Genomic DNA, 13,523 nt, shown 5'->3' on the forward strand with positions numbered 1-13,523 from the left:
CAGAAATGAGACATAATAAAAAATTCAACCATCTTGGAAGAAAGAGTGCTCATCGGAAAGCCATGTTGTCAAATATGGCCAATTCTCTGATCTTTCATAAGCGAATTACTACTACGGTAGCTAAAGCGAAAGCACTGAAGATGTTTGTTGAGCCGCTTATTACAAAAGCTAAAAACGATACGACTCATTCTCGTCGTATTGTATTTAGTGTCTTGAAAAGTAAAAGCGCTGTTGCTGAGCTTTTCAGAGATGTAGCTGATAAGGTAGGCGATCGTCCAGGCGGGTACACTCGTATTTTGAAGACTGGAAATCGTTTGGGGGATAACGCTGAAATGTGTATTATCGAACTAGTTGATTATAACGAAAACATGTTGTCAGCTAAAGAAGATAAAAGCAAGAAACGTCGTTCTCGTCGTGGTGGTTCTAAAGCAAAAACAGAAGCTCCTAAAGCTGAAGAGAAAGTTGCAGAACCAAAAGCTGAAGAAGTTGTTGAAGAGCCTAAAAAAGAGGAACCAGCAGCTGAAGAAGCAAAGACTGAAGACGAAAAGAAAGCTGAATAATATTGGTTACCAATATAAGCAAGATAGAAAGAGCTGGCCTGGTAGGTCAGCTCTTTTATTTTATAGTCCTATTGTTTTCTTATATTCCCCTGGAGTTACTCCATAGTATTCTCGAAACCACCTCGCAAACGACTGTGGAGTATTAAATCCACATTGTTCCCCCAGTTCTTTTATTGTCAGTCGATATCCTTCTTGGGAGTTTAGTCGCTTTTTGGCTTCCTTTGTGCGGTATTTATTAATAAACTGGTTGAAGTTTAAGGAAAACTCTTGGTTAATTACCTGTGATAGGTAAGTCCTGTTGGTGCCAACATGCCGAGCTAAGTCTGGAAGGTTAATCTCTGGGTTTAAGTAAAGTTTTTCGTTATCTAATAGCGTAACCAAACGAATCTTAATATCACTTAAATCGGAAGTTTGAATGGAATTTTGATTATCAAGCACGGGGTGATTTAGTGGTGTGGGGTAGATTGTTTTTTGTTTGTGTCCATGGAATCCGATGATCCAAAAGAAGACAGTAAGTGGCAGGAATGGCAACGCCAAAAGCTGCGGATTATCAATAAAAATTTTGCGGTCCAGTGAGTGAAAGAAAATGCCTGCAAAAAGCGTGAAGAAAAAGGAGATATTGTATAAGCGAATCCAATTGATTCTTTTTCCCTCTGTAGATGAAAAGTAGTCATCTAGTTTCGATCGATGCTTTTTTACTCGTTTGTTGCTTAACCAGTAGTAAATTAAACCAAGGATGATGAAACTGTTCTTGGAAATTCTGTCGACTAAGTAGGCGAGTTTTAAATGTCTTGTTTCAGGTAGCTCTCCGGTAATAACCTTTGCAACAAATTGATAATTTTCTTTTTCTGAGAGAAGATAGTAGTGGATATAGGCTGCGGCCAGCGTGGTGAGTAACGGAATAATAAAATGCACTAAAGATTTTCTTTCCCAGCCTTGCTCGCTAGTCAGTGATTTTATATAAACATAAAATGCAGGAAATTGGGACATGGCAAAGAATACAACGGGAACATAGATCAGCTGGTAAAATTTATAGTATTGGCCAAAAAATGCAATTGCAGAAACAAATGCCACCAAACCGCATGTTAAGAAAAAGAGTAATTCCAATTTCTTATTTACTTTTTGATGTTGGCTTGTAGAGATAACTAAAATCCAAAATAGCGTGACAAAAAATGGAGTTAAGAGCACTAATGTTGTTTGATCGAGCATAAGTTAAATGTAAAAATCGTAAATTTTTATATTTATCTGTTTATTAGGTTTTTAGGGTGTGGTAAATTTGACGATCTATACGTATGTATTTTGAGCTGCTTAATATATTTGTTTACTAAGATAACAATTTTGATTTGGTGTTAAGAACTTATTGCTGATGATTTTAACCTTTAATAGACGCTTATGAAAAAGAAGTATTTATTTCTTATTGTATTTATTTTAGCTATTCCTTTTTTGACTGTTGCTCAGTTGGGCAAAAAGACAATTTCTGTAACTGTCGATCCTAAAGATGCCAATATCTATGCAAATGGAGAACTGCTGGGCCAGGGAGCAGTTGAAGTTGTTGTGCGGAAGAATGACTGTGTGAAATTAGAAGTAGGAAAGACGGGTTGGTTATGGCAGTCGGCTAAGTTTTGCCATCAAAAAGGTTATGCCAAACCTCCCAAGTCGAAGTATTTCGAACTACAAAAAGATGATGCCTTTGAAGCGTCAATTAGCGGAACGGATATCTCAAATATTGATATTCCAGTGCGTGTGAAAGATGGCTTGAACGAAAAAGATGCCTGGAGGCAGGTTGCTCAAATTATTACCTCATATTTTGATGTGATTGAAGTAACGGATAGAGAAACCGGCTATTTAAGAACAGCGTGGCACTTGAATAGCTTTAGCCAGTCTAGTATTCGCACTCGGTTATTATTAAAAACAGCATCGAATGATCCACTAACGTTTACCGTAAAGATTGTGAGCGAAAGAGCTAATGGGAAAGGAGTAAGTGCGAAAGCTGATGAGAAATATCAAGAGTGGAGTCGAGTTCTTCGTAAATTTTCAGGAATTGTTGACGAAGTGTTAAGCCGCATGCAATAAAGAACAAAAGAGCTGTCACTAAGGGCAGCTCTTTTATTTTTCACGAATTGCAAATAAGCTTAAGCTACTTGCTAGCTTAAGTAATAATTTAATTTCTCTTTTAATTGATTAACCTGAACGGGTTTCACCAGGTAATCATTAGCCCCGAAACCATAACAACGCTTTTTATCAGCATCAGCATTGCTTGTGGTACAAAAAATAATTGGGGTCGCTCGATTCATATTGCTATCTAAAGATCTGATCTGTCTCGTAATTTCAGCTCCGTCAATCTTCGGCATCCATAAATCCAGAATGATCATATCATATTTCTTGACTAACGTCTTTGTCAGTGCTTCATCTCCATCCTGAGCCATTTCAATGTCATAATCATGCCTTAAGGCATAAAACAAGAACTTCAAATTAATTGGGTTATCATCAACAACAAGGATCTTCAGCATCTATTTAATTTTGTCCATTAAATACCTTTGTAAAGGTAGAGATATAAGTCCTGAAATTCCGTTATTTTTGCTAACTGATAATTGGCTTATGATAGCTGATTGATTGGTTTCGATTTTAAGAATTAAAAACAATAGAATATGACTGAAGACAAGAAGATCATTTTTTCGATGTATCGGGTGAGTAAAACTTTCCCTCCGCAGAAACAGGTACTGAAAGATATTTCATTATCCTTCTTCTTAGGGGCAAAAATCGGTATTATTGGATTAAACGGTTCTGGTAAATCAACCTTGTTGAAAATCATTGCCGGGTTGGAAAAATCCTATCAAGGAGAAGTGGTCTTTTCTCCAGGGTACACGGTTGGTTATTTGGAGCAAGAGCCACATCTGGACCCAACGAAAACTGTAAAAGAGATTGTTGAAGAAGGGGTGCAGGAAGTTGTCGACGTATTGAAGGCTTACGAAGAGGTAAACTTGAAGTTTGGAGAGCCAGAAGTGTTGGAGGATCCAGACAAAATGGAGGCTTTAATTGCCGAACAAAGTAAACTTCAGGAGAAAATTGATCATTTCGATGCTTGGAACCTGGACTCAAAATTGGAGCGGGCAATGGATGCTTTGCGCTGCCCTCCGGGAGATCAGCTTGTTAGTGAGCTATCGGGAGGAGAACAACGACGTGTTGCTTTGTGCCGGTTATTGCTGAAAGAACCTGATGTGTTGTTGCTTGATGAGCCAACCAACCACTTGGATGCTGAATCGGTTCAGTGGCTGGAAATGCACTTACAACAGTACAAGGGAACCGTAATTTGTATTACGCACGATCGTTACTTCCTGGATAATGTTGCCGGATGGATTTTGGAATTGGATCGGGGAGAAGGAATTCCATGGAAAGGAAACTACTCTTCATGGTTGGAGCAAAAATCAAAACGATTGGCCCAGGAAGAAAAGCAACAGTCAAAACGTCAAAAGACACTTGAGCGAGAATTGGATTGGATTCGTATGGCTCCGAAAGCCCGCCATGCCAAGGCCAAGGCACGTTTGAATGCCTATGACAAGTTGATGAACGAAGATGCGAAACAGAAAGAAGAGAAGTTGGAAATCTTCATCCCCAACGGGCCACGTTTGGGAGAAAAGGTTATTGAAGCTCATGGTGTAGCGAAAGGTTTTGGAGAGCGCTTGTTGTTCGAGGAACTGGATTTTGTGTTACCTCCAAACGGCATTGTTGGGGTGATTGGACCAAACGGCGCTGGAAAGACAACTTTATTTAAGTTGATCATGAAGCAGTTCGAAGCGGATAAGGGAACTTTTGAGGTAGGTGATACTGTTAAGATTGCTTATGTCGATCAGTCGCATGAAGCGATCGATCCGGAAAAAACAGTTTTCCAGGTAATTTCTGGAGGAAATGATTTGATGCAAATGGGGAATCGGCAGGTAAATGCTCGGGCTTATGTCTCTCGGTTTAATTTTGCTGGCTCCGACCAGGAAAAGAAATGTGGCGTCTTATCAGGTGGAGAGCGAAATCGCTTGCATTTGGCCATGGCTTTGAAAGAAGAAGGTAACGTGTTATTGCTTGATGAGCCGACCAACGACATTGACGTGAATACTTTGCGTGCGTTGGAAGAAGGCTTGGAGAGCTTTGCTGGATGTGCTGTTGTTATTTCTCACGACCGTTGGTTCCTCGACCGGATTGCCACACATATTCTGGCTTTTGAAGGAGAGTCTCGTGTGCATTTCTTTGAAGGAAGTTACTCGGAATACGAGGAGAACAAGAAAAAGCGTTTGGGCGATGAAGGTCCAAAACGTATAAAGTATAAGAAACTGGTGAAATAGCGGAAGTTATTTTAAGCTTATAAATAGAAAGGCGAAGTATGTTCAGCATACTTCGCCCTTTCTTATAAATACTGTAAAATACAGTCCTTAAATCTTTTAAACTAGTAATTAGGATTTTGGACCATAGCTCCTTGACTCAAGTCCATTTGAGTTTGTGGGATGGGTTGATATTCGTGTTTTCCCGCGACAAATGCAGCATTAGCTAAGTGAGAACGAAGCTGTTTTTCACTTTCAAAATAGCTATTCATGACTTCGCCTGCAATACCCCACCGAACAAGGTCAAAGAACCGGTGCCCTTCGTGCGCAAACTCCAGACGACGCTCTGTGCGCAAAGCCGCTAAAGCTGCATCTTTCGATCCGAATGCAGTTTGATAGCTGTCAATGACATAGTTGGCTGCATCAGCACTGCCATCCATCGTTTTGACATACATCCCATCGCGGGCACGTTCCCGAACCATATTGATATAAGTTCGGCCTGTTTCAAGGTCATTGGTTTCGATAGCTGCCTCAGCACGCCAAAGGAGTACATCTGCATAACGAATGATGTAGTAATTGACAGCTGTGATGTATGGCCAAACAGCCAAGTAATGAGGGGAGTTGGTGGATAGTAACCGTTTTTTTGTAATATGAGGTCCGTATACCGAAGCTTCACGTGGTGTCCAGTCATAAACCTGAATATCAAAAAATGGAATACCGTGGCGCCCTAATGTGTGATCAAGTCTCGGGTCAATTGGATCAGCATCTTCAAGCGTGGTATTGTCGTAAGCTGGCAATCCATTGGCAGTTGTTTTAAAGGCATTGACCAGGTTTTGCGATGGACGAAGGAAGCCATAGCCTGCGTAAGGGCCTCCGGGTGACATTAGGCGGTCGCCAATGGAACCATTGTAGTTGCTCGGAGAACCATCATTAATTGAATACTGGATCGCAAATACAATCTCCGATCCATTGTCATTATCTGGCAAAAAGACATCGCTGAAGTTAGTCATCAGGCTGTACTTTTGAGATTCAATGACATCATCGGTTTCAGTAATCACATCATCCCACTTTTTCTGAAACAGATAACATTTGGCCAAGTATGCTTTTGCAGCCCATTTTACCGGACGTCCTGGCTCTGTTTGCTCTCCGGGAAGTACTTGGGCCGCAGCTTTAAAATCATCTTCAATTTTTGTCCATTGCTGCTCGTTTGTTAAATCAGAATTTGAAAGAGCATAGAAATCTTCCTTGGTAACAACGGTTTCATCAATGTAGCAAATATTGCCATAGATTTTTTTGGCTTCAAAATGATAATGCCCACGTAAAAAGCGCATTTCTGCCAAACGTTGCTCTTTTAATGAAGCGTCAAACTCTTCGCTTTCATTCAAGAGACGAATGGCCAGGTTGGCACGACGAATTCCTTCATAAAGCGCCAACCATTTGCGTTCGATATCTTTAACGGTTGGGTCGGTTGCAAAGATCTCCATTAGGTGAATCTGATTTTGGTCACCAGTACCACCACCACCTTTATAAGCATCATCGGAAACAACATCGCCAAAGCTCCAGTTTGATGCTGGAGAATTGTATGCATTCGAGGCTTCGTCAAATTGTCCATTTAAAACAGAGTAAGCTGAAATAACAGTCTTTTCAACATTCTCTGGTTTTAAAATTTGATCGGGAGAAAGCTCTCCAATTGGGCTTTCCTCCAGGAAGCTATCACTACAACTGCTTACAAGGAATACGCTTAGAATCAGAAAATATATAATTCGTTTCATGATAATTTCTTTTTTATGGTTCACTGATTAAAGATTAAAATCCAAGGTTTACACCAAAGGTGAATGTTCGTGATGGAGGATATAATCCACGGTCAACACCAATATCCAGGTTGCGGTGTTCCGAGCTATAGTTTTGTAGGCCAACCTCCGGATCCAATCCATCGTAGCCGGTGATGGTAAATAGATTTTGGATTTGAACGTAAACACGGAGCTTGCTGCTGTTGATACGTGATGCCAGCTTATCGAATGTGTAGCCAATCGTTAGATTTTTCAGACGGACATACGAAGCATCGGAAATGTAATAGGATGAAGGGCGGATGTTGTTGTTGGTATCATCCAAGGATAAACGAGGAACTGTTCCTCCTGTGTTATCTGTACTCCAGGCATCGTGCACATGGTCCAGTTTGTTGTAAGCTGAAAGGTTGAAGAAATCTCCGTAGTAACGGGTTAAGTCCCAAACTTCGTTGCCAAAGCTACCATTGAAGAACAAAGCAGCATCCAGGTTTTTATACTGGAATCCAAGATTCAATCCTAAAGTAAAATCAGGATGTGGGTTCCCAATAAAACCACGGTCATCACCATCTAGAACACCATTGTCATCGGAATCTTCAAATTTCAGGTCACCAGGCTTGGCATTTGGTTGAACCTTATGAGCATCAATTTCTGCTTGATCTTGGAAAATTCCCAAGCTACGGTAGCCATAGAATGAAGAGATGGGTTGTCCAACTTCAGAACGAGAAGTTTCCTGGTCAAAGTTTACACTGTGCAGGTAGGAACCCGGCAAAGCGATGAAGTCAATGTCATCAGGCAGACTGGTCAATTCATTTTTGATGTGAGCGACATTTAAGCTGGCATTCCATGAGAAATCGTTCTTGCGAACACTTTGGTAGTCGATCAGCAACTCAATTCCCTTGTTTTCCATTTCACCCACATTGTCCCAAACGGTTTGGTTGGTACCGCCAGCAACCGGAGGAAGTGGACGCTCCAAAAGTAAGTCTTTGGTCTTCTTGAAGAAGTAATCAGCGGCAACACTTAAACGGTTATCAAAGAAGCCCAAATCCAATCCAATGTTAGTTTGGGTGGTTGTTTCCCATTTCAGGTCGGCATTTCCGTTCCGACTTTGAGTAAAACCATTGTAAACAGAACTTTGAGCTCCGTCAATCGCATAGTTTGAATGGTAAGCGTTGGTGTAATAACTTTCAATTGTGGCATAAGGAGGAACATCCTGGTTACCGTTTTGTCCCCAGCCCAAACGTAATTTCAGGTTGTTGATGGTACCTTTATTAAAGAAAGCTTCTTCGCTAATTCGCCAGCCGGCAGAAAGTGCAGGAAAGTTTCCCCACTTGTTGTTGCCCAGTTTAGAAGAACCATCACGACGGAAGGTGAAAGAGAAAAGGTAGCGACTGTCGTATGTGTAATCGGCTTTTCCAAAATAGGAGGTCAATGAGGAGTTTAAGCCACTGCCCGAGTTCTTCTGAGTGCCGCCATCTCCGGCATCCAGGTAACGGAAGTTATCTTCTTCATAAGGGAAGCCTTCACGCGAAGCGCTGTTTATTTCGTAAGTTGATTCAATGGCTTCCATCCCCCCTAACAGATCAATTTGGTGCTTGTCGTTAATCCGGGTACTATAAGCAATGGTATTGGTCCAGATCCAATCGAATTTCCAACTGTTGGTTGTCGACAGGGTGCTAATGGTGCTGGGGTTATGTGCTCCTGTTTCCTGGAACTTAGGGCTGAAATTTCTCCGGTAATAATTGGAATAGTCGGCACCAAAGTTTGTCTTTAACTTCAACCCTTTGATGATTTCCAGTTCAGCATAAATGTTTCCAAAGAATTTGAGTCGTTTATGTGTATTGTCCTGGTTGTGGAATAGCTTGGCATACGGATTTCGGATATCACTTAAAAAGGCTCCGGCAAAGTTGCCATCCAAATCATAAACAGGAGCAATTGATGGGTATTTATAAGCATCGTAAACAACACTTCCCAAAACACTGTTTGTTTGCGCTTCGTTAGACCACGAGTGAGACAACGAAAGGTTTTCACCAATTGTCAATCGGTCGAAGAAACGGTATTCAGAATTGTAACGTGCATTTATCCGTTTAAAATCGGTGAATTTAATAACTCCTTCCTGATCGAAATAACCCAAAGAGAATGATTGGTTGGAATTGTCTCTTCCGTTGGAAATATTTAGGTTATAAGATTGAACCAGCGCATTTTGCTGAATTTGGTCTACCCAGTTTATATCGGTTGATGGCACCAGACTGTTTTCATCTAAAAACGTTGGGATTGTTGGTGTAGCGCCCGTTCCGTAAACATCACTTACAGGTGTCTTACCATCATTTTCGTGAGCTTTCCACAGCAGATCGCCATAGTCTTTGGCATTCAGCGGGTTCAATTGCTTGGCTGATGATTGCACTCCCCAGTAAGCATCGAAGCTAACACGAGCATCGCCTTTTTCTCCTTTTTTGGTCGTAATGATGATCACCCCATTGGCAGCCCGCGAACCATAAATAGAGGCAGACGAAGCATCCTTTAGGATTTGAAGTGACTCGATGTCATTGGGATTGATCATGTTAATTCCCGATTCGACGGGGACTCCATCGATAACATACAGCGGGTCATTGTTCCGAATTGTACTGAATCCCCGGACCCGAACGGAGACGCCTCCTCCTGGAGCATAATCTCCAACGACATTAACTCCGGCCATTCGGCCTTGAAGCATCTGGTCAACCCCGGCTACTGGAGTGCCGCTCAAATCTTCAACATCAACGGTTGAAACAGCACCAGTTAAATCAGCTTTTTTGACCGTGCCATAACCAATTGCAACGACTTCTTCAATGCCAATGGTTTCGTCTTGTAAAACAACATTGATTGTGCTGCGTCCGGCTACTGATACTTCTTGCAGCTGCATCCCCACAAAGGAGAAAACCAAAACTGCATCGACCGGAACATTGGGCAATTCGTAAAAACCTTCTCCGTCGGTGATGGTTCCACTTGACGTACCTTTAACGATAACGGTTGCTCCGGGGATGGATTCTCCGGAACTGTTGGTCACCGTCCCTTTTACCGCTTGTTGCTGAACGGTTGTCTTTTCGGTGATAACAACATTCTTACCTACAAATTCAAATTGGTAGCCATTGGGACTTAAAACTTCGTCTAATATTGTTTCTACGGTCGCATTTCTCACTGAAATATTAATATTCCGTTGGTCATTTAAGAGATTGCTGGGAACAAGAAAACCAATGTTGAGTTGATTCTCAATTTCTTCAAAAACCTCCGTCAGACTAACGTTTTCAAAACTCATAGTTAGTTTGGCGGTTTGTGAGTTGCCGGTATTGGCTTTGGCCAACATGGCTGAAATCAAAATTAAAAAGACAACTAAACGCATCATGAGATACCATTTTTTCAAGTAACAACGGGATATTAACCCGTAGAATACAGATTTTTTTTTCATAATTTTGTCCTATTATTTTTATTAAAACTCAAGGGATTGGTAGTCCCTTATTCCAGCGGGCAATATTGGTAGTATTGCCCGTTTTTATTTCAAATAGATTAAGTCGGGCTCTGGGAACCTTTCTTTTCGTTCAACTTCCATTGGAATTGAAATTTTAAGCATTTTGATGACTTCGCCAATAGAGGTCTCCCGGTGTATGGTTCCGGAAAAACGATAGCTATCGGCAAGTGTTGGATTTTGATAGATAAACTGGGCATGGTAGATTTTTTCCAGTTGTTTGGTTATGTTTCCAAGAGTTTCGTCCCTGAAAATTATTTTTCCATCCTTCCAGGCGACATAAAGGTTCGTGTTTACCTCACTTATGGTAACGGTATTTTTTTGCGTATTCAGCTCAAGCATTTGGTTGGGGTGCAGCAGGTATTTTTTTCCTGAATTGGGTTGAAATTCTACTTGCCCTTCAACCAAGGTCGTTTGATAGATTGGTGCTCCCTGTTGAGCCAAAACATTGAACTTGGTTCCAAGCACTTTTATTTGAGCCAGGTCTGTTTTGACGATAAATGGTTTGTCGGATTGCCGGGTAACATCAAAATAAGCTTCTCCGTTGAGTAGCACTTCCCGCTTGTTGGCATTGAATCCATTATCGTAGTCTAGGGTAGAGCCCGGACGCAGATACACTAGAGTTTGATCAGGAAGTGTAACGATTGAGTTGGCATGAGGAGTTGCTCGGATTGAAAAATCCTGCATGGCCATCTGATTTTGCTTTTGGTAGAAGAAGTGCGATCCCCACCAACCAAGGTTTAACACCAGAAACGCAATTGCAGCATACCGGAGAATGGCGGAGGTGTTGAGCCTCTTTGCTTGTGTATTTTTTGTTGTTTGCTGAGTCGCTATTTTTTTCCAGGTATCAGAAAAAGGGACTGCTGGCTTTTTATCAGCTGCTTGCCCAGACCAGGACCAGAGTTTATGAAGATCAGCAAATTCTTGGGCGTTTTGATCATCATCAAGCCATTGATCCAGTTCTTTTAGTTCATCCTGGCTGGCTTGGTGTTGAAAAAAACGTGCTATGATTTCGTGAATATTTCGCATTCGTTGAATGTGTTTGTTATAAAAACACGAACTGGAGGTTGAACCCTACATGGATTTTTAAAGAAAAGTGAATTTTTTATGACAGGCTTAAATAGAATAAAACAGGGAGTTTAGGGGCTGCTTCTTTTGAAATCAAATAAGGAGCGAGTTCTTCCCGGAGCTGCTTGATTGCTCTTGTGATGTTGGCTTCAACAGCTTTGACTGAAATATCCAATACAGCAGCAATTTCTTTGTTGCTTAAATCTTCGAAGCGACTCAATTGAAAGACCTTTTTGCATTGTGGAGTCAAAGCCTGAATGGCTTGTTGTACTTTTTCAAAAAGTTCTTGGTAAAGCAAAATGTCTTCACCAGTCTTTTCAAGCAGTTTATGGCTGATTGAGTTGATTAGGTATTCTGGCTGATCCGTTGTTTGAAATTGTTTTTTTCGTTGTCGAATAACATTCAAACTGCGATTGCGAACGAGAATGAAAAGGTAGTTTTTAATCTCATCGTCGTTTTGCAAGTGGATTTCGTTTTCCCAAAGCTTTATGAAAGCATCTTGAACGACACTTTTGGCATCTTCATCGTGATACAGAAATCGTTGAGCAATGTCATAATAAATGTGGAAGAAACGATTGTAGATCGTTTCAAACTCATTTTTTTGAAGAGGTCTTAGTTTTTTGGTAGCCATATAGCAAGCAATCTTTACAAAGCTATGAAAAATATTATCGTCCTTTTTCTGCTTTTTAACAAGTCTATTGGTTGCAATGCTGAATTCCTGTTCAAGATACCCGTTTTTTGGGTATTTAGTATAACGCCATAACATAAGCAGCACACAAACAATGAACGGTTCAAAACTAAATGTTGAAGTTTGCCTTAAGTTTAAGGCAATGTCAAATCTGTTTCTTGTAAGCATGCAATGAGAATGACCTTGTTTGGGAGTTATGAATTTGAGAAGTAATGAGTAGAAAAGACTTTGCGAGGATGAGCCGGGTAGTTGGATTACATCATATCCTGTATATTTGTTGACTTCATTTTAACGAAACGATATCTTTGTGTAAAGACCATTTTTAATGATGATTGAACAATTTATACCAACGGAGATTATTTACTTCTTTCTTGTCTTAATCTTTTCACTGTTGATTGGCTTAGGTCAACGGCGTCACCATTTAGGGGATGACGAAAGTGTGTTGTTCGGAACCGACCGTACCTTTACGTTTATCGGGCTATTAGGCTATGCGCTTTATATTTCAGATCCGAAAAGTTTGATCCCGTTCCTTACAGGCTTGGTCATTGTTGGGGGTTTACTCGGCGTCCAATACTTTCATAAGATTAAGCAGCAAAAAGATTATGGAGTAACTTCATCGATCTTGGCTTTGTTAACCTACTGTCTCTCCGTTTTGGTTTTTACTCAACCTGTTTGGCTAGTGCTATCCTTTGTGGTTGCAATCTTGGTGCTGACTGAGATGAAGGGCCAGTTTCGATCAATTTCTAAAAAAGCATCGGATGAAGAATTTACTACGCTTGCCAAGTTTATTGCCTTTGCCGGAATCATTTTACCGTTACTTCCGTCTGAGAATATTTCAGAGGTAATACCGATTTCTCCTTATGAATTGTGGTTGGCAATTGTTGTCGTTTCAGGAGTTTCTTACGTTAGTTATTTGGTGAAGAAATTCATTTTTCCAAATTCCGGCATTCTGCTTACGGGTGTTTTGGGCGGAATATACAGTAGCACAGCGACTACGGTGATTTTGGCGCGTCGAGAAAAAGAAGAAGGCACCGGAAAGCATTCAGTATCTGCAATTATGCTTGCCAATGGGATGATGTACCTGCGGGTTTTGGTATTGGCCTATGTGTTTAATCAGTCCATTGGAATGATGCTTACCATTCCATTTTTAATCATGTTTGGAATGGCTTTCGGAATTTCCAGATTGGTCTTACGTTGGGGAGCAGATAAAGAAGATCGCCGAGGTCAGTCTCAGGAAAAAGTCATTAATAAGAATCCTTTGGAACTCAAAACAGCGATTGTTTTTGGATTTTTGTTTGTCGTTTTTGCCCTAATAACCGAAACAGTGATGGGACGCTACGGAAACGAAGGCGTTACCGGATTGGCTTTTCTTATTGGTATTTTCGATGTCGACCCATTTTTAATCTACTTACTTCAGCAAGAGTCCGGGATTCTGCAGCTTACCGTAACCTTGGCAATTATTAACGCGACAAACAGTAACAACTTGATGAAAATGGTTTATGCCTTGTTTTTGGGTAGTAAAGAGTCGCGTAAGTCAATTGCATTTAGTTTTTTGACCTTGATTGCTTCCGGTTTTGTTGTTGCTTTTGTTTTCTATCTTCTTTATCGGTAGTT

10 protein-coding genes are annotated in these 13,523 nt (G+C 40.8%); 4 read left to right on the top strand and 6 right to left on the bottom strand.

Annotation, left to right across the window (positions count from 1 at the left end):
• Positions 1-5: 5 nt before the first annotated feature.
• A complete protein-coding gene (rplQ, locus tag BM156_RS20925) occupies positions 6-560 on the top strand; it encodes a 50S ribosomal protein L17 (protein ID WP_093919157.1) in 555 nt (184 codons plus the stop codon).
• 60 nt (positions 561-620) lie between these two features.
• Here the strand turns inward: rplQ and BM156_RS07230 are convergent, their stop codons facing one another.
• Positions 621-1,769, bottom strand: coding sequence for a helix-turn-helix domain-containing protein (locus BM156_RS07230; RefSeq protein WP_093919158.1), 1,149 nt, complete (start codon positions 1,767-1,769; stop codon positions 621-623).
• 183 nt (positions 1,770-1,952) lie between these two features.
• On the opposite strand from BM156_RS07230, the gene BM156_RS07235 reads away from it, so the two are divergent.
• Entirely contained in the window at positions 1,953-2,633 is a 681-nt protein-coding gene (locus BM156_RS07235) for a hypothetical protein (protein WP_093919159.1), read from the top strand.
• 71 nt (positions 2,634-2,704) lie between these two features.
• Here BM156_RS07235 and BM156_RS07240 read toward each other — a convergent pair whose 3' ends face one another.
• Positions 2,705-3,070, bottom strand: coding sequence for a response regulator (locus tag BM156_RS07240; RefSeq protein WP_093919160.1), 366 nt, complete (start codon positions 3,068-3,070; stop codon positions 2,705-2,707).
• 138 nt (positions 3,071-3,208) lie between these two features.
• Between BM156_RS07240 and ettA the strand changes: the two genes are divergently transcribed.
• Positions 3,209-4,894, top strand: coding sequence for an energy-dependent translational throttle protein EttA (gene ettA / locus BM156_RS07245; protein ID WP_093919161.1), 1,686 nt, complete (start codon positions 3,209-3,211; stop codon positions 4,892-4,894).
• Positions 4,895-4,995: 101 nt separating this feature from the next.
• On the opposite strand, the gene BM156_RS07250 is transcribed toward ettA, so the two are convergent.
• From BM156_RS07250 to BM156_RS07265, 4 genes are all read right to left on the bottom strand, one after another.
• On the bottom strand, positions 4,996-6,642 hold the full coding sequence (locus tag BM156_RS07250) for a RagB/SusD family nutrient uptake outer membrane protein (RefSeq protein WP_093919162.1): 1,647 nt from the start codon (positions 6,640-6,642) through the stop codon (positions 4,996-4,998).
• A 34-nt stretch (positions 6,643-6,676) separates the two neighbouring features.
• Positions 6,677-10,033, bottom strand: coding sequence for a TonB-dependent receptor (locus BM156_RS07255; RefSeq protein ID WP_170846884.1), 3,357 nt, complete (start codon positions 10,031-10,033; stop codon positions 6,677-6,679).
• A gap of 147 nt (positions 10,034-10,180) precedes the next feature.
• Positions 10,181-11,182: a FecR family protein gene (locus BM156_RS07260; protein WP_093919164.1), complete on the bottom strand. Its 1,002-nt coding sequence runs from the start codon at positions 11,180-11,182 to the stop codon at positions 10,181-10,183.
• A 76-nt stretch (positions 11,183-11,258) separates the two neighbouring features.
• Positions 11,259-11,852 (bottom strand): RNA polymerase sigma-70 factor, encoded by a 594-nt coding sequence (locus BM156_RS07265; protein ID WP_170846885.1) that lies wholly within the window; start codon positions 11,850-11,852, stop codon positions 11,259-11,261.
• Between the two features lie 382 nt (positions 11,853-12,234).
• Between BM156_RS07265 and BM156_RS07270 the strand changes: the two genes are divergently transcribed.
• Positions 12,235-13,521: an MgtC/SapB family protein gene (locus BM156_RS07270; RefSeq protein WP_093919166.1), complete on the top strand. Its 1,287-nt coding sequence runs from the start codon at positions 12,235-12,237 to the stop codon at positions 13,519-13,521.
• Positions 13,522-13,523: the final 2 nt, after the last annotated feature.

It is taken from the genome of Sunxiuqinia elliptica, from assembly GCF_900113005.1.
Classification (GTDB): Bacteria; Bacteroidota; Bacteroidia; order Bacteroidales; family Prolixibacteraceae; genus Sunxiuqinia; species Sunxiuqinia elliptica.

Excerpts from the sequence above, each read along its gene's own strand:
- rplQ (WP_093919157.1), top strand. The coding sequence starts at position 6 with ATGAGACATAATAAAAAATTCAACCATCTTGGAAGAAAGAGTGCTCAT.
- BM156_RS07255 (WP_170846884.1), bottom strand. The coding sequence starts at position 10,033 with ATGATGCGTTTAGTTGTCTTTTTAATTTTGATTTCAGCCATGTTGGCC.
- BM156_RS07235 (WP_093919159.1), top strand. The coding sequence starts at position 1,953 with ATGAAAAAGAAGTATTTATTTCTTATTGTATTTATTTTAGCTATTCCT.
- BM156_RS07230 (WP_093919158.1), bottom strand. The coding sequence starts at position 1,769 with ATGCTCGATCAAACAACATTAGTGCTCTTAACTCCATTTTTTGTCACG.
- BM156_RS07250 (WP_093919162.1), bottom strand. The coding sequence starts at position 6,642 with ATGAAACGAATTATATATTTTCTGATTCTAAGCGTATTCCTTGTAAGC.
- BM156_RS07260 (WP_093919164.1), bottom strand. The coding sequence starts at position 11,182 with ATGCGAAATATTCACGAAATCATAGCACGTTTTTTTCAACACCAAGCC.
- BM156_RS07240 (WP_093919160.1), bottom strand. The coding sequence starts at position 3,070 with ATGCTGAAGATCCTTGTTGTTGATGATAACCCAATTAATTTGAAGTTC.
- BM156_RS07265 (WP_170846885.1), bottom strand. The coding sequence starts at position 11,852 with ATGGCTACCAAAAAACTAAGACCTCTTCAAAAAAATGAGTTTGAAACG.
- ettA (WP_093919161.1), top strand. The coding sequence starts at position 3,209 with ATGACTGAAGACAAGAAGATCATTTTTTCGATGTATCGGGTGAGTAAA.
- BM156_RS07270 (WP_093919166.1), top strand. The coding sequence starts at position 12,235 with ATGATGATTGAACAATTTATACCAACGGAGATTATTTACTTCTTTCTT.